General features: G+C 63.8%; 22 protein-coding genes and 1 tRNA gene. 4 read left to right on the top strand and 19 right to left on the bottom strand.

What is annotated here, in order from left to right; genetic code table 11:
- Positions 1 to 45: 45 nt before the first annotated feature.
- Genes ACNAOH_RS07035 through ACNAOH_RS06960 form a run of 16 tightly spaced genes read right to left on the bottom strand, consistent with a single transcriptional unit; the run spans position 46 to position 13,473 of the window.
- Positions 46 to 1,191, bottom strand: coding sequence for an EscU/YscU/HrcU family type III secretion system export apparatus switch protein (locus ACNAOH_RS07035; RefSeq protein ID WP_443969487.1), 1,146 nt, complete (start codon positions 1,189 to 1,191; stop codon positions 46 to 48).
- Between the two features lie 3 nt (positions 1,192 to 1,194).
- The gene (fliR, locus tag ACNAOH_RS07030) at positions 1,195 to 1,974 is read right to left on the bottom strand and encodes a flagellar biosynthetic protein FliR (protein ID WP_443969486.1); all 780 of its coding nucleotides are present in this window, start codon (positions 1,972 to 1,974) and stop codon (positions 1,195 to 1,197) included.
- Between the two features lie 28 nt (positions 1,975 to 2,002).
- The gene (gene fliQ / locus ACNAOH_RS07025; RefSeq protein ID WP_443969485.1) at positions 2,003 to 2,275 is read right to left on the bottom strand and encodes a flagellar biosynthesis protein FliQ; all 273 of its coding nucleotides are present in this window, start codon (positions 2,273 to 2,275) and stop codon (positions 2,003 to 2,005) included.
- A gap of 18 nt (positions 2,276 to 2,293) precedes the next feature.
- Positions 2,294 to 3,148 carry a flagellar type III secretion system pore protein FliP gene (gene fliP / locus ACNAOH_RS07020; RefSeq protein WP_443969484.1) on the bottom strand — a complete coding sequence of 285 codons (855 nt, stop codon included), beginning with the start codon at positions 3,146 to 3,148 and terminating at the stop codon, positions 2,294 to 2,296.
- A complete protein-coding gene (locus ACNAOH_RS07015) occupies positions 3,141 to 3,401 on the bottom strand; it encodes a FliO/MopB family protein (protein WP_443969483.1) in 261 nt (86 codons plus the stop codon). The genes fliP and ACNAOH_RS07015 overlap by 8 nt, the downstream gene beginning before the upstream one ends.
- Positions 3,402 to 3,429: 28 nt before the next feature.
- Complete coding sequence (fliN, locus tag ACNAOH_RS07010; RefSeq protein ID WP_443969482.1) at positions 3,430 to 3,756, bottom strand: flagellar motor switch protein FliN; 327 nt, start codon at positions 3,754 to 3,756, stop codon at positions 3,430 to 3,432.
- A gap of 24 nt (positions 3,757 to 3,780) precedes the next feature.
- Positions 3,781 to 4,650, bottom strand: coding sequence for a flagellar motor switch protein FliM (locus ACNAOH_RS07005; protein ID WP_443969481.1), 870 nt, complete (start codon positions 4,648 to 4,650; stop codon positions 3,781 to 3,783).
- A 38-nt stretch (positions 4,651 to 4,688) separates the two neighbouring features.
- On the bottom strand, positions 4,689 to 5,321 hold the full coding sequence (locus tag ACNAOH_RS07000) for a flagellar basal body-associated FliL family protein (RefSeq protein ID WP_443969480.1): 633 nt from the start codon (positions 5,319 to 5,321) through the stop codon (positions 4,689 to 4,691).
- A gap of 12 nt (positions 5,322 to 5,333) precedes the next feature.
- Complete coding sequence (locus ACNAOH_RS06995; protein WP_443969479.1) at positions 5,334 to 6,695, bottom strand: flagellar hook-length control protein FliK; 1,362 nt, start codon at positions 6,693 to 6,695, stop codon at positions 5,334 to 5,336.
- Positions 6,692 to 7,120 (bottom strand): hypothetical protein, encoded by a 429-nt coding sequence (locus ACNAOH_RS06990; protein ID WP_443969478.1) that lies wholly within the window; start codon positions 7,118 to 7,120, stop codon positions 6,692 to 6,694. The genes ACNAOH_RS06995 and ACNAOH_RS06990 overlap by 4 nt, the downstream gene beginning before the upstream one ends.
- Positions 7,117 to 8,457, bottom strand: a complete 1,341-nt coding sequence (locus ACNAOH_RS06985) for a FliI/YscN family ATPase (RefSeq protein ID WP_443969477.1) — start codon at positions 8,455 to 8,457, stop codon at positions 7,117 to 7,119. The genes ACNAOH_RS06990 and ACNAOH_RS06985 overlap by 4 nt, the downstream gene beginning before the upstream one ends.
- A complete protein-coding gene (locus ACNAOH_RS06980) occupies positions 8,454 to 9,122 on the bottom strand; it encodes a FliH/SctL family protein (RefSeq protein WP_443969476.1) in 669 nt (222 codons plus the stop codon). Before ACNAOH_RS06980 ends, ACNAOH_RS06985 begins: the two co-directional genes overlap by 4 nt.
- A complete protein-coding gene (gene fliG, locus ACNAOH_RS06975) occupies positions 9,115 to 10,131 on the bottom strand; it encodes a flagellar motor switch protein FliG (RefSeq protein ID WP_443969475.1) in 1,017 nt (338 codons plus the stop codon). The genes ACNAOH_RS06980 and fliG overlap by 8 nt, the downstream gene beginning before the upstream one ends.
- Entirely contained in the window at positions 10,124 to 11,854 is a 1,731-nt protein-coding gene (gene fliF / locus ACNAOH_RS06970) for a flagellar basal-body MS-ring/collar protein FliF (protein WP_443969474.1), read from the bottom strand. The genes fliG and fliF overlap by 8 nt, the downstream gene beginning before the upstream one ends.
- 3 nt (positions 11,855 to 11,857) lie before the next feature.
- Complete coding sequence (gene fliE / locus ACNAOH_RS06965; protein WP_443969473.1) at positions 11,858 to 12,202, bottom strand: flagellar hook-basal body complex protein FliE; 345 nt, start codon at positions 12,200 to 12,202, stop codon at positions 11,858 to 11,860.
- Positions 12,203 to 12,213: 11 nt separating this feature from the next.
- Positions 12,214 to 13,473: a sigma-54 interaction domain-containing protein gene (locus ACNAOH_RS06960; RefSeq protein WP_443969472.1), complete on the bottom strand. Its 1,260-nt coding sequence runs from the start codon at positions 13,471 to 13,473 to the stop codon at positions 12,214 to 12,216.
- A gap of 322 nt (positions 13,474 to 13,795) precedes the next feature.
- On the opposite strand from ACNAOH_RS06960, the gene ACNAOH_RS06955 reads away from it, so the two are divergent.
- Positions 13,796 to 14,593: a flagellin N-terminal helical domain-containing protein gene (locus tag ACNAOH_RS06955; RefSeq protein ID WP_443969471.1), complete on the top strand. Its 798-nt coding sequence runs from the start codon at positions 13,796 to 13,798 to the stop codon at positions 14,591 to 14,593.
- 520 nt (positions 14,594 to 15,113) lie between these two features.
- On the opposite strand, the gene dnaA is transcribed toward ACNAOH_RS06955, so the two are convergent.
- Positions 15,114 to 16,496 (bottom strand): chromosomal replication initiator protein DnaA, encoded by a 1,383-nt coding sequence (gene dnaA / locus ACNAOH_RS06950; protein WP_443972074.1) that lies wholly within the window; start codon positions 16,494 to 16,496, stop codon positions 15,114 to 15,116.
- A gap of 399 nt (positions 16,497 to 16,895) precedes the next feature.
- Positions 16,896 to 17,048, bottom strand: coding sequence for a hypothetical protein (locus ACNAOH_RS06945; RefSeq protein ID WP_443969470.1), 153 nt, complete (start codon positions 17,046 to 17,048; stop codon positions 16,896 to 16,898).
- Between the two features lie 157 nt (positions 17,049 to 17,205).
- Here ACNAOH_RS06945 and ACNAOH_RS06940 point away from each other — a divergent pair.
- The 3 genes from ACNAOH_RS06940 to ACNAOH_RS06930 all read left to right on the top strand — a co-directional run bounded on the left by ACNAOH_RS06940 (position 17,206) and on the right by ACNAOH_RS06930 (position 18,296).
- Positions 17,206 to 17,280 (top strand) — tRNA-Thr (locus ACNAOH_RS06940).
- A 410-nt stretch (positions 17,281 to 17,690) separates the two neighbouring features.
- Positions 17,691 to 17,960, top strand: a complete 270-nt coding sequence (locus tag ACNAOH_RS06935) for a DUF736 family protein (RefSeq protein ID WP_443969469.1) — start codon at positions 17,691 to 17,693, stop codon at positions 17,958 to 17,960.
- Positions 17,961 to 18,053: 93 nt separating this feature from the next.
- Positions 18,054 to 18,296 (top strand): TonB family protein, encoded by a 243-nt coding sequence (locus ACNAOH_RS06930; RefSeq protein WP_443972073.1) that lies wholly within the window; start codon positions 18,054 to 18,056, stop codon positions 18,294 to 18,296.
- On the opposite strand, the gene ACNAOH_RS06925 is transcribed toward ACNAOH_RS06930, so the two are convergent.
- The gene (locus ACNAOH_RS06925; RefSeq protein WP_443969468.1) at positions 18,185 to 19,816 is read right to left on the bottom strand and encodes a sulfotransferase; all 1,632 of its coding nucleotides are present in this window, start codon (positions 19,814 to 19,816) and stop codon (positions 18,185 to 18,187) included. The genes ACNAOH_RS06930 and ACNAOH_RS06925 overlap by 112 nt on opposite strands.
- Between the last annotated feature and the right edge of the window lie 440 nt (positions 19,817 to 20,256).

Raw genomic sequence — 20,256 nt, 5'->3', positions numbered from 1 at the left:
TTAGACGTCCCCTGTGAACAAAGAACGGATGGAAGCGCCTAAGCTTTAATTCACGATGTTTTGGCCATCGGCGTCGAAGTGCATCGCGAGGGGAAGGTCGATGTGCGGCCGGTCCATTTCGCTGGCCATGCGGCTTTCGAGCCGGAAGACGAATGCGAGGATGGTGGCGACGGCGACGAAGAGCTGTTCGTCGATCATCTCCCCGGCGCGTGAGGTGTAGTAGATGGCGCGGGTCAGCTCGGGATATTGCAGCATCGGCACGCTCTTCTCTACGGCGGCGGCGCGCATCACTGCGGCGATTTCGTCGGCGCCTCGGGCGAGTACGATAGGCGCAGCGTCGCGACCGGCCTGATAACGCAGCGCGATGGCGAAGTGCGTCGGGTTGGTGAGGATCACCGATGCTTCCTCGACCGCCTTGCGCACTGACCCGCTGGCGGCGGCCATTTGTCTCTGGCGCATCGCGCCCTTGGCTTCGGGCGATCCCTCCGTTTGTTTGTGCTCTTCCTTGATTTCCTGCTTCGTCATGTTGAGACGCCGGGTGCGCTGGATGATCTGTGCCGGCACGTCGATCCCGGCGATCAGGAAGAGGCTGCCCGCCATGACTAGCGCGACGAGCGTGAAGATGGAGCCGAGCTGCGCCATGGCCGGAGCGATGCCTGTCTTGCCGATGGCGCTGATCGTGGGAAGCTGGCCCCAGATGAGATAGAAACCGATCGTGCCGATGAGGCCCACCTTGGCGAGCGACTTCACCAGTTCGATAAGCCCGTTCGGCCCGAAGATGCGCTTGAGGCCGGCGGTGGGGTTCAGCTTGGCTGGCTTGGGTGCGAATGCTCCCGGCCTGAAGCCCAGCGAACCGAGCATAGCGGGCGCGGCGATCGCGGCGGCGAGCGTGGCGATAAGGATGATCGCCACCGGCAGCGCAACGACGCCGATGAGATGGAGCGCGCGCTGGCCCGGCTCGAATGAGTCGATGTCGCCCATGTCGACGCGCAGGCCGTCGATTAGCATTTGCCGCAGCGCGCTCATGAAAGAGGGGCCAGTGATGGCGAGGCAGGCAATGCCCGCCATGACCACCATTGCCGTCGCGAGTTCGCGGGATTGAAGGATGTCGCCCTTTTCGGCGGCTTCGGAGAGCCGCTTGGCTGTCGGCTTTTCGGTCTTTTCGCCGCCGGCGGGGCTTTCCTGCGCCATGGCTCAGCCCCCTGCCAGTTGCGCCGCTAGATCGAGACTGGCGTTGAGTGAGGCGTGGATGGCATCGGCCATGGCGGGCGCGGCGATGGCAAGGAGCACGAGGCCGGCGAGCAGCGTCGCGGGCAGGCCCACGGCGAACAGATTGAGCGAGGGTGCGGAACGCGCCAGCATCGCCATCACGATCTGTACGAGGATGAGAGTGAAGGCGACGGGAAGCGCGATCGTCACGCCCGCGCCGAACATCGCGCCGCCGAAATCGACGATGGCCTGAAAGGCGCTGGCCGGCATCAGGCCGCCGCCGGGGGGCAGTGCCTGATAGCTGGCGACGATATAGCGGATGAGCATCAGGTGCCCGTCCATTGCGAGCAGCAGGAAGGTCGCGACGATCGACAGGAACTGGCCGACGACCGGTGTGGACTGGCCCGATTGCGGATCGACCATGGAGGAAAAGCCGAGGCCCATCGCATTGGCGATCGTCTCACCGCCGATGAAGGCCGCCGCGTAGCCGATCTGCAGCGCGAAACCGAGCGCGAGGCCGGCCAGCACTTCGCCGCCCACCAGCGCCACGCCCGCGATGCTGGCGACGCCGTCCGGTGGCAAGGTGATGTGCACGCTGTTGAGGGCGGCCATGCCGATGGCGAGGCTGAGGATGATCCGCAGCTGCATGGGCACTGCTGCCGCGCCGAAAATGGGTGCTGCGAGGAAGGCCGCGCCGGGGCGGATCATGGCGATAAGCCAGATCCAGAGCTGCGCCTCGACCCCCGCGAAGCCGGGTGCGATCATGTGCGGGCGCTTGTCAGGACGGCCGGCTTCATATGAGCAGGTCCGGTATCCGCTCGAACACTTCACGCGTGAAGTCAGCGATCAGCATCAGGATCGATGCGCCGAAGATGGCAAGCGTCGCGCCGACGATGATGAGCTTCGGCACGAAGCTGAGGGTTGCCTCGTTGATCGAGGTCGCCGCCTGGATCATGCCGATGAGCACGCCGGCCACGAGCGCGGGGATGAGGATCGGCGCGGTCGCGAGCGCGGCGACCCACAGCGCCTGCTGCGCCAGACCGACGAAGAAATCCGCGTTATCCATGATGGGCTGGCTCCCGCGTCATGTCGCGAAGGATCCCGCGAGGCTGCCCATGGTCAGCGCCCAGCCATCCACCAGCACGAAGAGCAACAGCTTGAACGGCATGGAGATGATCGTGGGAGAGAGCATCATCATGCCCAGCGCCATCAGTGTCGAGGCGACGACGAGATCGATGATGAGGAAGGGCAGGAAGATCATGAAGCCGATCTGGAAGGCGGTCTTGAGCTCGCTCGTCACGAAGGCGGGGAGGAGGATGGAAAAGGGAATGTCATTAGGCGACCGGAACGCCGGCGCCTTGGCTAGGCCCTGAAAGAGCGCGAGGTCGCTCTGCCGGGTCTGCTTGGACATAAAGCCATGGAACACCGTGGCCGAGCGGCTGATCGCCTCCTCGATGCTGATCTGGCCCGCGCCATAGGGCGTGTAGGCGCTGGCGGAGATCTGGTCGATCGCCGGGCGCATCACGAACATGGAGAGAAACAGCGCGAGGCCGACCAGCACCTGATTGGGCGGCGTCTGCTGCAGGCCGAGCGCTTGCCTCAGCAGCGAGAGCACGATGATGATGCGCGTGAAGCTGGTCATCATGAGCACCAGCGACGGCAGCACCGTCAGCAGGCTCATCAGGACGAGGATCTGGAGGCTGAGCGCAAGCGGGCGCCCGTCGCCCGAGACCTGATCGAGCGCACGCGTGAGCGCGCCGGAGCTGCTCACCGCGCCGGTTGCCGGGGCGGCCGGTGGCGCTGCCTGCGCGGCGGGTGCTGCCGTCGCCGCCTGCGTCGCCGCGGGCGCCTGCTGGGCCTGCGCGCTCGCCGGAGCGGCGGCAAGCAGGCTCGCGCTAAACGCCGCCAGCGCGATCAGGGCGCGAAAAGGCTTAGTCATGGATCGTCTTGCTTGATGCGAGCGTCTCGATCCGGCCGCGCGTGACGGAGAGCAGGATGCGCTCCCCCTCGAACTCGACGACGGCGAGCTTACCGAAGGTGCCCATCGGCAAGGCATCGATCAGTTTGACTGCGCGATTGCTCTGCCCTGCGATCATGCCGGGCTGATATTTGCGCCACAGCCACAGCGCGCCGAAGGCCATGCCGCCGACCATGGGCAACAGGATGAGAAGCTTGAGGAAGTACCAGACCATAGATGCGACCTGTCTTTATGAGTTCTGGTCAGGCGCGCCGTTCGATGCCGGCCATCCGCGCTTCCGCCGATGCGATCTCCACGACGCGGATGCCGTAGCGGCCGTTGACGGTGACCACTTCGCCGCGCGCGACGAGCGTGCCGTTGACCATGATGTCGAGAAGTTCGTCCGCTTGCCGGTCGAGCTCGACGACGCTGCCCTCGGCCAGATCCATGACCTGTGAGAGCTTGAGCTGCGTCGATCCCACCTCCACGGACATGCGAACGGGAATGTCCGCGAGAAGCTGGAAATTGCGGCCGGTTGCCGGTGCGGTCTGGGCTTTTTCCAGCTTCGGGGCTTCGCTCATGTCACTCATTGTCGGTTCTCGCTGCTGGGCCGCTCAGGCCAGTTTCTCGATCATGAAGGCGGCGCGGCCATCCTGCTCGCCGATGCTGCCATGGGCGAACACCCGATCGCCGATGAGCAGGGGCAGATGCCGCGCAATGTGAATGGGAATAACGTCGCCAGGCTGAAGGGCGACCAGTTCGGACATTTTGATATTGGGTCGTGCCAGGATGGTCTTGGCCGGCAGATGCACGTCCTCCATCCGCCGGGCCAGATGCGTCTGCCACACAGGGTCGGCAGCGCGGGTCGTGTCGGCCGACCGGGCATTGCCCAGCGGCTCCACGGCGTTCAGGCCATCCAGCGGATAGACGAACTCGACGACATATTTTTCCTTCTCGCCCAGGTCGATGTCGAACGCCTGACACAGCACGTCGCTCTCGCCGGCCATGATGTCCGCCTGCGTGACATTGGCCTCACGCGCCATGAGATGCGCCTCGAGCGGCACGAGATCGGCGGCGGTCTCTGCCAGTGCGCCCATGATCTGGGCGGAGAGGCGCGTGATGACGCGGTTCTCGGTCGGCGTGAACTCCTTGCGCTCGACACCGTGACGATGGCCCGTGCCTCCGTAGAAGCGGTCGACCAGCAGCGATACGAGCGCGGCATCGATCCGCAGCGTGGTCGTGCCCCGGATGGGGTGGAGACGGTAGAGGGAGAGGCTGGTGAGATTGGGGACGCAGGCGTCCCACATCATGAAGATCGTCTTGTCGATGGGGCGGGGCGTTATGCTTGGCCGCACACCGCTATAGGGCTCGATGATCCCGCGCAGTTTGCGGGCCAGCCGGTCGCCCAGCTTCTCCATCGCGCCGAGCATGGCGGACGGCTGCGCGCTTGTCCGCCCGAATGCATAGGGTTGTGCTTCAGTCATCGCCTTGGGTCCCCGTCCGACCCCCGTCGGACACGGCGCTACTGAATAACGAAATTGGTAAAATAAACGTTATCGATGCCGCCGTAGCCGGTTTTCGATTTGAGCGTATCATTCACAATTTTAAGCATTTTCCCCTGCAATCTTTCTTTGCCTTGGGGTGTAGAAAGATCGATTTCCTGCTCCTGGGCGAGCATCATGAGGATCGCCGAGCGAATCGCGAGTTCATGTGTTTGCACCGCCTGAATCACGCGATTGTCGTAATAGGTTGAGACCGCGACGGAGATTTGCGCGAAGGCTTCGCTATCCGACATGTTGGATGTGAACGGCGCGGGAATCTGGAAATAGGTGGCCTGATAGCCCGTCAGGTTGCTTGGGCGCGGCAGGTCCATGCCCTTGCCATGGCCCGGCTCGCCGAAATGCTCGCCGGCGCTTTCCGCTTCTTTGGCCTTGGCTTCCCATTTCGCCCCGATTTCCTCGGGGTTTTCACCCTTGAGGACGAGTTGCGGCTTATTGGGGTCTTCGATTGGCCCCGCCTTGCCGTGGTTGAGCGATCCCGCCACATAGAAGCCGCCGGCAGCGCCGCCCCCGCCGAGCAGCACGACCGCGCCGACGATCATGATCAGCTTTTTCTTGCCGCCTTTTTTGGCGGGTGCCTCGCCGGCATCGCTCATTATTCGGTCCCCTTAGGCAAAACGGACGCCGGGATTGGCCACCGACGCTGCGCGGCGGGCTTGTTCGGGCGCTTCTGAAAGATGATTAACGTCACGGCGCGCTGAAGTTTTACTCTCGCGTCCCAGCCCGCCCTGTCCGCCCGATTGCGATTGCGCACCGGCTTGTGCGCCACCGTCCGCACCCTGACGGGGTTGCCCGGTCCCGGCGCCACCGTCTCGCGTCGCCTGATCAAAGCTCTGCTGGCTTTTCTCGACCGTGATCGAGCCGATCGAGAGCGCGGAAAGTCGGGCATCAGCCTGCAGGTTGCCCTGCGCGGCACGGATGCGCTCTGCTGCCTCGTCCGTCTCCGTTGCGAAATGCACGGCGGTGCTGAGTTCGCTCTGGCTGAGGCTGATCTCGATCCGTCCCAGATGCGGCGGCATAAGCGTGAAGCGGCTATGGCCCGCTCCCTCAGCCAGCGTACTGATTTCCTGCGCCATGCGGTCGATCCACTGGCCGGAAACGCCCATGTCGATCACCTGCGCATCAAGGGCTTGTGCTGCGCTGGCTTGCTGGACGACAGCAATTGCGCTGGCGCCCGGCAGGCCGATCTGTGTCTGCACGATCGGCGGCAGCGATCCCACGATGTCGCTCAATGCCTGACCGATCCCGGCCGGTGCGCCCGGTGCGAAGCGACGTTCCCCGTCCTGCTTTCCTTCACCGGCGCCCTGCCGGCTGTTATCGTTTCTGGCGGCGTCCGCGAGAGTGGACAGAAGATTGGTGTTCGCTCCGCCAGTCCCCTGAGCGCCAGACCCGCCTTGCGCCGATGCCCCGCCGTTCGCGCGATGCGCGGTGCGCGGAGCTACCTCCGGGACGGTGAGAGCTGCCACGGCGCTCTTCAGGGCTTCGTCCTCCGATGTTGCGGCATTGCCTGCCATCGCCGGTTTGGCTTCGCCCGCCTGGTCCGTCCCGGTGCCGGTCAAAGCGCGCCGCGCGGCATCCGCATAGTCCTCGCTGAGCACGATCGTCGATGCGCGAGCCGCACGGGCTGGCGACAGGGCGGGACCCTCTTCGACCAAGCCGACGGCATCCGAGCTCTGCGAACCGGCATCCTGCACACCTATCGGCGCAGGGACCTGGGCCGCTACGAATCCAGCGATGCCCGCCAGCGCTCCATCTACCCTAAGTTCGGGCGTATGGGTTTCCAGAGTGCCGTCCGCCTTCTCCCTTACATCTGTCTCGCCCGTGAGATCGCCGATGAGAGCTGCGAAGTCACCGGCGCCAGCCACGCCCGCCTCGCTGGACAATATTCCGGTCAACGGATCGAGCGAGGCTCCGCCTTTGGAAGAGGCTTTGGCGCCAGACGTGGATGGCATGGTGGAAATCACTGTCATGCGCTGGTTTCCTTGCTCTGCATGCGGCGGTATCGTGGAATGGCTGAAAGACGGGCCTCGGCGGCGGCTTCGCGGGCGGCCTTGGCCTGTTCGGTGAGGCGCTCCGCCACTTCGCGGTCCCGGTCCGCGTGGAGGCGGCGGGCGTCGGTTTCGTCCACGCGGCGGCGTGCGTCATAGATGGCGCCGTCGATCTGGCGTCCGGCCCGCTCCAGCCGCGTCGCGAGTTCGCGCTGCGCCGCAAAGGCTGCGCCGGTCGTATGTTCGGCGGTCTCGAAGAGTTCGGCCCGCACGCGCGAGATTCGATCCGCATTGTGGGAGAGCTGACTGACCTCGTCTCGCGCGCGCATCACCTCTGCCACTGCCTGACTATGCTGGACGTGGCGGACGCGCAGGAGGCGCTTGCGGCTGGAGACGAGCCGGCTCATGCATAGACTCCCGGCGCGAATTCCGCGACGAGCGCGGCGGTGCTGCTGTCCGCATCGATCCGGCTCTTCGCGTTCTGACGCAGGAAGTCGAGCAGGGCGGCGCGGCGTTCCACGGCCTCGTCGATTGTCGCGTCGTTGCCCGGACGATACGCGCCCATCAGGATGAGGTCGCGATTTTCCTCATAGGCTGCCCAGAGCCGACGATAATTGGCCGCAGCCGCCATGTGCTCGTCGCTCACGATATCGGCCATCACGCGGCTGAGCGACCGGCCAATGTCGATCGCGGGAAAAATGCTCTGTTCGGAGAGCTGGCGCGAGAGAACGAAATGGCCGTCCACGATCGCGCGCGCAGTGTCCACGATCGGGTCGTCATTGTCATCGCCATCCGCCAGCACGGTGTAGATCGCGGTGATCGATCCGCCCGACCGACTGTCGACCCCAGCGCGCTCGACCAGACGGGGAATGAGCGCGAGCGCAGAGGGTGGATAGCCCTTCATGGCCGGCGGCTCGCCGAGCGAAAGGCCGATCTCGCGCTGGGCGTGAGCGCAGCGGGTGAGGCTGTCGAGGAGGAGCAGCACCTTCTTGCCGCGCGCCCGAAAATACTCCGCGATCGCCGTCGCGCGAGCCGCTGCTCGCAGGCGCAGGACCGGCGGGTGATCGGCGGGAACGGCAACGACGATGCTTCTATGCATCGCGCCCTTGAGCTTGGTTTCGAGGAAGTCGTTCACTTCGCGGCCGCGCTCGCCAATGAGGCCCGCCACCACAATGTCCGCCTCCGCGCCCTGGATCATCTGCCCCATTAGCACGGACTTGCCGACGCCCGATCCCGCGATGATCGCAATACGCTGGCCGCAGCCTGCAGTCAGCAGCGCGTTCACTGCGCGCACGCCGAGATCGAAGCGGTCGAGCACCCGTCCGCGATCCAGCACGTTGCCGCGTACCCCGTTCAGCGGCCACTGGCCATTGGCGAGGATCGGCCCCTTGCGGTCGAGTGGCTGGCCCATCGCATCGATGACGCGCCCGATCAGCGCGTCGCCCACCTGCACCATGTTCGCCGCGCTGTCCGGCTCGACGCGTGCGCCGTTTTCCAGCGGGGCATCCTGATCGAGCGGCACGAGGATCGCCCGGCTACCCCGGAAACCGACCACCTCCGCACGGACATGATGTCCCGCCGCGTCGCGGATGCGCGCGCCGGCACCAATTGGTCGATTGAAGCCGGTCACTTCCAGCATCCCGGCATCATGGCCGACCAGACGCCCGACATGACGTGGCCCCCGGTTGGTCACTGCCATATGGTTGAGCAGCCGCTCGGCCTGATCCAGTTGCGCGGCGATCACGCCCGGCCCTCCATGTCGTCCATGAGGGCCTTCAGCCGGGAAAGGCGGACATCCGGGCCATCCTCCACCCAGCCGTCCGGTGTGGCGAGGCGTACCGAGCCACGGGGCAGCGCCGGGTTGGGCGTCAGGGCGACGCCAAGCGCGCCATCGTCGATGAGAGCGATGTCTTCTGGACTGACTTCCAGCATTGCCTTGCCAGCGTCGTCGTCGATGCAGGCCGCGACAGCCGCGCAGCGCTGCTGGAGCAGAGCCTGATCTATGGGAACTTCGCCGGCGATCTGGCCGACAAGGCGAATGACGGCCTGAGAGAGCAACGTCGCCAGCGTGCCTTCACCGGTCAGCGCCATGGCCTTCAGCGCTTCGGCGATTTCGAGCCGCGCTCTGTCGTCCGATTCCAGGGCTTCGCGCGTCACGCGCTCGCCTTCGCGGAACCCCTGAACGAACGCCTCCTGCGTCGCTGCCTCGATCGGGTCGATCTCCTCGGCGGCATCCATTGCGCTCCGGGCCGACTGTCCGGCGCCTGCGGGGTGCCATCCCTGCCCCTGCCGCTCTTCGGCATAGAGTGCACGGAAGTTCTGGCTTTGCCTGGCCCCGACGGTCATTTCATCCCAGCTGTGGAGGCGCTCGGCCGTCGCGATGTCGCCGCTCGACCAGATCCTAGACATAGTCGTCGCCCTTGCCGCCGAGCATGATCGTTCCGGCCTCCGCCATGCGGCGTGCCTCGGCGATGATGACCTTCTGCGCTTCCATGACCTCGGCGAGGCGCATCGGGCCGCGCTCTTCCATCTCGTCCTGGATCGACTGCGCGGCGCGTGCCGACATGCAGGCGAGGATCTTGCCGCGCAGCATTTCGCTCGCACCCTTGAGCGCGACCACGAGCCGTTCGTTGTCCACCGAACGCATGAGCGTGCCGAGGTCTTTGTCTGCGACCTGCAGCAGGTTCTCGAAGATGAACATCTCGTCCTCGATTGATTGGGCCACGGCCCGGTCGCGCTTCGCCAGCGCCTTGATGATGCGCTGCTCATGATCCTTGCGGACGTTGTTCATGATCGCGGCCGCCTCGGTGGCGCCGCCGCGCTGCGTTGTCGTTCCGCCGCCCCGGCTTTGGGCCGGGCTGGCGCTGAGGAGTTGTTCGAGATCGTCGAGGGCTTCGGTGCTAACCGGTCCCAGCGTCGCGACGCGATAGACGACATCGTCCTGAACTTCGGAGGGAAGGAGCTGAAGCACGGTGCCGGCAATCGTCGAATCGAGATGCGCGAGCACGATCGCCATGATCTGCGGGTGCTCCTGCTCGATGATGGCCGCGATCTCCTTGGGCTCCATCCATTTCAGCATCGCCAGCTGATTGGACCGGGTGGGCGGCGTGATTTTGGCGAGCATGTTATCCGCGCGATCCGGCCCGAGTGCCTTGTGCATTGCGCCCTTGATGTGCTGGGCAGCACCGTAGCCGATCGTCGTGCGGCCTTTGGCTTTGCTCACGAAGCGATCGAGCGCCATGTTGACTTCGCCGACCTGCACGTCGGCGACGTCGTACATCGCATAGCCCAGCTGGCGCACTTCCTCGGGTTCCAGGCGCGAGAGGATCTGAGCGGCCTCGTCTTCGTCGAAGAGCATGAGGAGCACCGCCGCGGCGGCGCTGCCATTCATCGTCGGTTGCGCAATGACCTCAGCCATCGTTTTTCGCCCCGTCCTTCAGGAGGTCGCGAACGACGAGCGCCGCACGGTCGGGATCTTGCTTCACGAAGTTGCGGATCAGCGCCGCGCGATCTGTGTAGTCATGGGTGGAGCTTATCATGTCGAGCGTCACGGTCTGGCCGCTGTCGACGAGTGCCGTCCGGCCCAGCTCGGCCTGTATTTCGGTGCCCAGCTTCTGGCCGCGTTGCACGTCCACATCGGCCTGCTCGGCTTTTGCGGCGGACCAGCGCTTGAGCAGCGGACGCCCGATGCCGAGCAGCAGCACCAGCGTCACGAGCAGCGCCGAGACATTGCGCACCAGCATCGAGACCCAGCTCGCCTCATACCAGGGCTGGCTCGCGGCGGGGTCGACCGCGTCCACGAACTTGCGGGCCGAGAACGCGACCATGTCGCCGCGCGTCTGGTCGAAGCCGACCGCGCCCTTCACCAGCGCTTCCAGCGCCGCGATTTCCTGCGGCGTCCGCGGCTTCCCGTCCGCGCCGTTATCAAGCGCGACTGCGACGGACAGGCGCTTGACCGTGCCGATCGCATCACGCGTCACGGAGACTTCGCGGCCCAGTTCGAACGAGCGGTTGAATGTCTCGGCCGTCTTCACAGGCGGCGTGCCCGGTGTTGCCGGCTCGGCCGGCGCCTGCGCGTTGATAGGCGGCGGCGGTGCGCCCGGATTGGCCGGGTTGACTGGCGGAGCGGGCGAGAGAGCACCAGGGACGCCACCCGCTTCGGCGCCTGCGCCTTGCGCATCGGCGTTCCAGCTGCCGGTCTCGGTGCGCAGCCGCGCCTCGTCCTGCGGATAGGTCTCGCGCGTGGCCTGCCGCTCGGCGAAATTGACCTCGGCATGGACTTCGGTGGAGAATTTCCCCGCGCCCAGCACAGGCGTGAGCAGCGCGACGACTTGTTGCCGGTAGCGCTCCTCGATCCGGTTCTGGACCTGAATCTGTCGGTCGGTTTCCGCGCCTGCAGCCGTCGACTGGGAGAGCAGCCGGCCGTTCTGATCGACGACCGATACGCCGTCCGGCGCCATTTCCGGCACGGATGAAGCGACCAGATGCACGATAGCCTCGACCTGAGCATCGGAGAGTGAGCGCCCGCCCGCCAGCTGCAGCATGACCGAGGCGGTCGGTTTGGTCCGCTCGCGAAGGAAGATGCTCGGCGGCTCGACCGCGAGGTGAACGCGGGCCTGCGCCACGTTGTCGATCGCCTCGATCGTGCGGGCAAGGTCCATCTCGCGCGCGGTGCGCAGCTTCTCGCCCTCGACCGCGCGGCTGGCGCCCATCGGCATGGACGAGATCAGCGAGTCGCCATCGGGCGCGCTCTTAGGCAGGCCGGCAGCGGCCAGCTTCATCTTGGCGTTGAAATAATCGTCCTCCGAGACAGTGATCGCGCCGGTCGCCTTGTCGAAGTCGTAGGCAATGGCGCTTTTGCCGAGCACGTCGGCCACTGCGGCCTGATCGGCATCTGGAAGACCCCGGAAGAGATCCCGCTGAGGCGGTTCGCGCAGGGCGAGCCACGCGAGGCCCGCCAGCGCGGTTACGCCGAGCAAGCCGACCATGGGCAGGCTGCGTTGCACGGCGGGCTGACGCAGGAAGCCGGTGGCGCGCAGGCGCATGGCGTCCATTCCCCCCCCTCCCATGCCAGGGAGAGCGGGAAGCCCGGCGCGGACTGCGCTTTGGCTGTCGAGGGTGGAGAGTGTGCTGTCTGCCATGGCTTATACCGGCATGCTCATGATGTCCTTGTAGGCGGACAGGAGTTTGTTGCGGACCTGAAGGGTCGTCTCGAAGCCGATGGATGCCTGCTGTTTGGCAAGCATCACGGCCGCGATGTCGGCGGTCTCTCCGCGTTCGAACGCGGTCGCGGCGTCACCTGCGGCGCTCTGCAGCGTGTTGACCTCGTTTATGGCGCCCTTGAGCGCCTTCACGAAGTCGGCGCCCTGTGCCTCGCCTGCCATTCCGGGGGCACCGGCAGCGGCGGAGGACACGTCCTTGAGAGCGTTGTTGCGCTGGAGGATGCTCTGGCGAAGCGCCAGCACGTTATCGACGGAAAGTCCGGCCATCGTTTATCCCCTCAGCTCGCCATGGCCAGATCGCGCATCTCGGCGAGGCGATAGCGCAGTGTCCGCTCGGAGATGCCGAGCAGTCGTGCCGCGTGGGCACGGTGGCCGCCGGTATCTCGCAGCGCGGCGCGGATGGCGTCGAGCTTGGAGTTGCGGGCGATGTCATGCAGGCTGACGGGCGCTGTCCAGACCGTGGCAACCGGAGCGGCGGCAACCGGCGCGGGCGGAACCGAGAGATCGCTTGCGGTAATCCGCGCGCCTTCGCGCAGCACCAGCGCACGCTGGAGAATATTGCCGAGTTCGCGCGCGTTGCCGGGCCATCTGTGGCGACTCAGAGCGACCAGAGCATCGTTCGTCGGCCACGCAAAACCGCAGCCCGTCGCGCCCTTGGCGTGGCGCAGCAGGAAGGATGCTGTGATCGCCGGAATGTCGTCGCGCCGCTCGCCGAGCGGCTGCAGGTGCAGCGGCATGACATTGAGGCGCCAGTAAAGATCCGAGCGGAACCGGCCGGCCTCGGCTTCCACCGCGACGTCGCGATTGCCTGCCGCGATGACGCGCACGTCGACCGGGATGGGATGTGTCGCGCCGACTGGCAGAATCTCGCCTTCCTGAAGCGCGCGCAGCAGCTTGGCCTGAAGCGCCAGCGGCAACTCCGTGATTTCATCGAGAAAGAGCGTTCCGCCGTTCGCGGCGAGGAAAAGACCGTCGGACGAGGCGGCTGCTCCGGTGAAGCTGCCCTTCTTATGGCCGAAGAGCATGGCCTCCATCATCGTCTCGGGAAGCGCGGCGCAGTTCACGGCAATGAAGTCGCGGTCCGCGCGGCTGCTCATTGCGTGGAGGAAGCGCGCCATGCCTTCCTTGCCGGTCCCGGTTTCGCCCTGAACCAGGACCGTCGCGTCGCTTGCCGCGACTCGCGAAGCAAGCCGCATGAGCGCCGCGCTCGCCTGATCGCCGACTGCCGGCATCAGAGCGGGCCGCAGGAGCTCCGCGATCAGCGCAAAGCCGAACGTCGAGTCAGCCGACCCGAAGGCAATGCGTGCGGGCAGGCCGTTGGCGGCGGGTGAGAAGCTCGGCTCGCCATCCCGTATGTCGATCAGCAGATCGCGGTGCGTGGCCCCGGCGAGCTCCGTCATATGCAGGATACGAACGTCGTTGCGACCGCGCGGCGCCGCGCCGTCGATTCTGCGTGCGGTGTAGCAGGCATTTTCGAGCGACGCGCAAAGCGCAGGCGCAAGGCCGCTCAGACGTAGACTCACGTCGACTGGCAACATGAAGTGGAGTCCCCCAAGGTTGGCCCTTCGCTCCCCCGAGCATCCGGACCCTTTCGATAGGGGCGAGTCTTCGTATAAAATGCTTAGCAATCTATTAAGTCTGGCGGCCAATTGCCGGGGTGCGGCAAATAATTGCCGATCTGAAACGACCCTTTCTCGCGGGCGCGCGAGTCTTTGTAATCCTCGTCCCGGATTCCGCCTTCGGCCGAACAAAAATTTCGGCCGCACTTAAACTTTTCCGACTCGATCCGTTCTGGGGTTTCGAGGCCGCCAACGCCGCATGGCAGCGACCCCAGATGAAAAGCGGGAAAAGGATTTTGAAATGACGATCATTGCTTCCAACGTCTCTGCCATCCGCGCTCAGAACGCCTCGAACACGGCCAACAAGGGCCTGTCGCAGGCCATGGAGCGCCTCTCCTCGGGCAAGCGCATCAACAGCGCCAAGGACGACGCCGCTGGCCTCGCCATCGCCACCAAGATGACTGCCGAGGTTCGTGGTCTTACTGCCGCTCGCCGCAACGCCAATGACGGCCTCTCGCTGGCGCAGACCGCTGAAGGCGCGCTGGGCGACGTTTCCAATATGCTGCAGCGCATGAAGGAACTGGCGGTTCAGGCGGCCAATGGCACGAACGACACGGCTTCGAAGGCGAACATCAAGGCAGAAGGCACGGCTCTGGCTGCCCAGATCACGCAGGTTGGCGCGATGAAGTATAACGGCGTGGATCTGTTCAGCGCGACCGCCACGAAGATCCAGGTCGGCACCGGCGCCACGGATCAGGTCGACATCACAACCGGCACAATGGCCTCACTCACTACGGGTATTGCCGCTATTGATCTCTCGGGCGGCACAGCAGCTTTCTCGGCGATCGACACGGCGATCGACGCGGTTTCGACAGCGCGTGCCAATATGGGTGCGATCCAGAGCCGTCTCGAATCGGCTGTGAGCAACCTCACCTCGACGATCACCAACCTGACCGACGCGACCTCGCGCATTCAGGATGCGGACTTCTCCGAGGAGTCGACGGCTCTCGCCAAGAACCAGATCCTGACGCAGGCCTCGACCGCGATGCTCGCTCAGGCGAACCAGAGCCAGCAGGGCGTGCTCTCGCTGCTCCGCTAAGGAACAAGCTTGATCGGGGCGGGTCTTGGTCCACCTGCCCCGATCAGAGACCCTCGGCGCCTCACAGTCCCCATGGTGCCGGGGGTTCTAACTTTCGATACGGGCCGAATATGGAACCCTCGTCCCCCCGGGCGAGGGTTCTTTCGTTATGGCGCCGGCATGAAAGACACGGCGCGAGGCCGTCACTCAAGAAAGCATGAACCGCTCTTCTGAGAGTGAGCATGACAAAAGGTTCGGGGCAAGCCGGGGAGGCGCCTCGTGTTGCAGCGTTCAAATCACCCGAGGGCGCGCACTCCGCATTCGCAGATGCCCTCATCCTGCAGCACGCCACCCCGGCTCATCGGGAAATTTGTCCACACCGCCTAGGGGGCAATCGACATTCAGATGATGATGCGACGAAAATGGCGGTTTGAGAGACCCGGAGCGCAGCGTACTCAAATGTACGTGAGCACCGGAAGCTTGAAAAAACGCCATTTGCAGGCCGTCAGGGCTGAATGTCGATTACCCGCAGTGAGCGCTATCAGATTTCGAGACGCTGCTGGATCGCGCGGATGTCGGCGTCCATGTCCGGGTTGGCCGAGCGCATTTCCTCGATCCGCTTGACGGCATGCATCACCGTCGTGTGGTCACGACCGCCGAAAATCCGCCCGATCTCGGGCAGCGAACGGGGCGTGAGCTTCTTGGCCAGATACATGGCGATCTGGCGCGGGCGCGCAATGGCGACGGAACGCCGACGCGAGCGCATCTCGGACGCGTCGATGCGATAGTGCGCAGCACAGGCGCGCTGGATCTCGTCGATCGTGATGCGGCGGTTGCTGGCACGAAGCGTGTCGCTGAGCAGGCCCTGCGCCAGCTCCAGCGTGATGGGCATGTCGCGCAACTGGGCGTTCGCCACCAGCTTGTTGAACGCGCCTTCCAGCTCGCGGACGCTCGCGCGGATCGACCGCGCGAGCAGCTCGATCACGTCCTCGGGCACGATGATCGGCGCGGCACGCTCGCGGCGCGCCCGCAATATCGCCAGACGCAGGTTGAGCGAGGGCTGCTGCACATCCGCGACGAGACCACCAGCAAGGCGCGAGAGAATACGCGGATCGACCGCGCCCAGCTGCTGCGGAGGGCGATCGGCCGCGATCGCGATCCGCGCACCCGAATCGACGAGCGCATTGACAGTATGCAGGAACTCCTCCTGCGTCGGGCCTTTGCCAGCGATGAACTGGATGTCGTCGATGAGCAGCAGCCGCGCGGCGCGCAGGCGCGCCTTGAATGCCATGGTGTCATTGGCCCGGATCGCGGTCACGAACTCGGTCATGAACTTTTCGGCAGTCATGTAGAGAATATCGCCGTCACGCAGGCTGGCACCATGCACGTCTTGATAGCGTGCGGCGATGGCGTGGAGCAGATGTGTCTTGCCCAGCCCCGTCGCCCCGTGGATGAACAGAGGATTGAAGGCAGGCGCTTCCTTCTCCGCCATGGCGCGGGCCGCCGAGCAGGCAAGCGCGTTGCTTTCGTCGACGACGAAGGTCGCAAAGCTGTGGCGCGGCTCGAAGCCATTGCGGATCCTGGCCAGCGGTTGCGGCTGGGTGGCGCTTTCGTCGGCCTCCGCTGGAACGACCTCAAGGACTTCCGGCGCCGAAGCGGATCGCAGAATGCGGACATCGGCCACGCCGACATTGGCTGCGCGCCAGGCGAGCCGAAGACGCTGGCCATAGTTGCTGGCTACATAGCTTGCGACGAAAGCGGACGGTGCGAGCAGATCGAGCGTCTGCGTCCGCGTGCACAGCGGCCCGACGGCGACTCCACGCAGCCACTGGTCGAACACCCGGCTTCCCAGATCGCGGCGGAGCCCCGTCCGGATGGTTGCCCACGCACTGCGGACTCGCTCGATGCTCGCATCCTGCGGCATTCCTTCGACCTCTCCTGCCTCGGCGGCCACGATCCGTTGATATTCTCGCATTCGGTTCTGCCCCACGATCAGATGACCCACCCGGCAGCAATCGCCGCCGGCCCCAGTTTTCGGGCAAATAAAGTCCCATCACGGAAGCCCACTTCTTCCGTGTTCAACTACTCAAAATACATGTGCTGCAACATCGGCCACGAGTCGGGCGACGTTCCGAGGGAACTTCTGGCAGTCGCCGGAGCCCGGATCAAGCGGCCCGAGCGTCAAAAATCTGAAATAAAACTGTTGACTCAGCTTTCTCGTTTCGAGTCCGCGATTTGCCATTAATAGACTGAAAATAAACGTTATTTTCTATTGCAGCGGAATGAGGGTTGGGCGCGAATCGCGCTTAAACCGTGAGTTGCGCTATTCCTCTGCCGCTGGCGTGCTGCAGGTGCGGGGTGGGGGCGTCTCGTCCTCCGGCCGGGCACGGGTCCGGGCCTGCTGCTTGCGGCGGCGCAGGTTTGCGCGCAGCGCCTCTGCCAGCTTGTCGGCCCGGTCCATTTTATCGTCCTTCACTCTGATTGTCCTGCGTGCAGGAGCGCGATCTTGTCCATTGCGAGATGCGCGCGCAAGGCGCGAACTTGCGGAGGCCCGTTTGCTTGACATCCCCCGCGCTCATCGCCATAGGCCCGGCCTCTCGATGATTTCAGGATAGTCTCCTGTTTCGCGTCGTGCTGCCGTAGCTCAGTGGTAGAGCGCATCCTTGGTAAGGCTGAGGTCGTGAGTTCAATCCTCACCGGCAGCACCATTTTTACAATGCATAAACAGTGACATAAGCTGGAAAATATTGGGCAATTGGTTGCTGACAATCATGCCGACATATTCAATGTCAGCAATCTGTCAGCAGAACTATTTTGCACAAACTTGCCAAGTTGGGGTCGAGGTTTCGAATCCCTTCTCCAGCTCCAAGTTTCCGAAGAAAACAACGCATTATCTCGATGCTCAGCACAGAGCGCCGACTCGTTTTGCTTCGTCGTCCACCCTGTTCGCGTGCATTGGCGTCGAGTTTCGCCCTTTGGCGTAGAAGTTTCGGAGGGAAATGCCTCCCCCTGATGCCGTACCGGGTCGCGCCATACCCCTTCATGCAGGGCCTGCCGCCCTGTGCCGCCCCGCTCTTGAGAGTGAGAGGGAGGCCGGCCCGTCCGTGACGGGTTGAGGGTGGCGAGAGAGACTCGCCGCGGGCCTGTCGCGGAGATCCGCAGGTGCGACTCACGGCGCTGGAAGCAGCGGCCCGATCGAGATCATTCCCAACACCCGCAAGGTGAAGGAAGCCGAGCTCGACTACCGATCATCAGCCGCAAGAACGGCTTGGAACTGGGCGCCGGCTGGATCAAGTCCTCCCAGACCGCCGGCGCCGACTATATCTCGGTGGTCCTCTCCGCGCCGGAGTGGTACTCACTCCCGGTGAAGTTGCCGTTGATCCAGTAAGCCCGCCTCCACCTCGCCTGCCAGCAGAGCAAGTGGCTCCGCCGCGACCCAAAACCGATACCGCCAGTGCCGCCGCCCAGTGATGCGAAGCCGATGTGGGAAGGACAGGTGCTGGGGGCGCTCAATCAGGCGAAACGCTACCCGAAACTGGCCATGACGCGGCGCCAGCAAGGCGTGCCTTACATCCGGTTCGTCATGAATCGCGACGGTGCGGTGCTGTCCTCTCAGCTGGAACGTTCGTCAGGATTTCCTGACCTCGACAGAGACGCGAACCGCAGATTGGGTTCACCAATCGAGCCGAGATCGTCCTGCAACGGCGCGATCCATGGTTCGTAGTTCCGCCACCTGCTGATCCCGTCCCTGTTGATGGGCGTGCGGACCTGCTCCGAGCTAGGCGTGTCAATGATCCTTGGATTTTCGTGAAAGTGCAAACAGTTCGTTTCGAATGGCAGCTCGAGGTACGCGAGCATCTGACTTACTTCCACCTCAGTGTTTTCGATTAGCCGTTCCAATTGCACCAGGTGGTTTCGGCCTGGCTGAATCGCGTCGAAATAAGAAACCAGGCGGACATAGCTCCGGTAATGCCGGGCAAGGGCCGCGAGGCTGTTCGGAACGCTCGTCTGCAAATTGAAGTATGTGGTGAAGTTCGAAAAGCAGCATGCGACCGGATCTCTCCTAACGTCGATGATCTTTGCATTGGGCAGGATCATGCGGAGCAAGCCGATATACTGCCAGTTGGAAGGCATTTTATCCGTGAAAAACGGCCGGTCTGTCCTCCGGTAGCGGCGCGTTGAACTCAGATAGCTTTGCCCTAGCGCCCGGAGTTCATGGGCTGAGAATCTTGCAACGATTTTCGGCCACGTCGTCCGTGGATCTGCATGCGAGATTTGGGTGACTATGTTCTGAAGTTCGAACAATTCGCCCAACCCTTCGACCATTGGATGACTGGCGAGAATTTGTTCGACCAACGTGGAGCCCGAGCGGGGCATTCCCACGATGAAAATCGCTTCGGAACCGTCCATGCCCACATTGTCGCTCTTTGCGAAAAGTTCGGCCGTGAATATGGCTTCAGCATCACGCACGAAGCCGTCAATGGCCTTGTACGGCACGAGCCTGCCTCGGATATCGTTCGCCTTCTGATAATGATGGAAGGAGAGTTCGAATTGGCTCAGGTCGCCCAGGGCCTTCCCAAGCGCAAAATGAAGATGAACTCGCTGCAGGTCATCGCTTGCTTCTTTCAGCGCCTGCTCAAGCAAGATGACATCATGGCTCCCCAGACGGACCGTCCGGAGATTGGCCAGCCCCCACCAGGCAAAGCCGTTAGAGCGATCGATTGCCAATGATCTTCGATAGGCAGCGACGGCGTCCTCGAGCCGTCCTACTGTTTTCAGCGCATGAGCGTAGTTTATCCAGGGGACAGCTGCTTCGGATGCGCGCACGACTAACTGTTCGTGAACATGGAGCGCTTCCTCGACGCGTCGCTCAGTGGTGAGAATGTTTGCCTTGAGTGACAGAGCCCAAAGATGCCGGTCGGGATCCTCAATGGCGTTATCGAGTAAGGCAATGCCTTCCTCTGCGCGGTTCAGGCGACATAGGAGCGATGCCAGGTCCGCATAGGCGAGAACGAATGCCGGCGCGCGTTCAATCACTCGACGCAGCAATGCTTCGGCCTCGGCGAACGATCCCATCGTTGCTACCACCCCAGCAAGGAGCCTCGCGGCTTCGAAGTCGTCAGGAGCCAACGCTAGGTGGGCTCGGATCAGAGTCTCCGCCTTCCAGAGTTCGTTGCGTCTCAAAGCGTGCCCCGCCTCTGTCAACGCGGATGGTGGCGAGCGATCAGAGGCGATGAGGTTCATGCTGATGCTCAAACTGCGAGTTAGGCACAACTGTACATTCGGCGGCAACGCATGCGCTTCCGCAGAAGCGCGCACACGCTTGACGTGTGCAAATTTGCAAGAGTTTACAATTGCTAATGGGCATCTCGCCGAAAACTGAAAATTAAATGCACTGGTAATGATTTGATAACGGTTGGGCGACAAAGCTCCAATTGTATCGAGCTTGTCGTCTTAATCGATGATGCCTCAGGAAGCGATGGTCGATTTGTTGTGCGACGCTGTGGAGCGTTGCAAAGCCTCCGAACTCAACCGAGCTGGCGGGGGTACCAATTGGGGGATGGAGGCATCGTGCCAAGGCAAATAATCTGCGGCTTGCGGTGCTTCGTGTCTCCAAGGCGCCTGACCTTATAACTGAAATTAGTCCAATTGGTCCCGCCAGCGACTGCTGGAACGGGTGCTTG

Origin of the sequence: Sphingobium sp. CR28 (genome assembly GCF_052327305.1) — a bacterium.
GTDB lineage: Bacteria > Pseudomonadota > Alphaproteobacteria > Sphingomonadales > Sphingomonadaceae > Sphingobium.
This window is presented reverse-complemented; position numbering and strand designations above follow the sequence as displayed.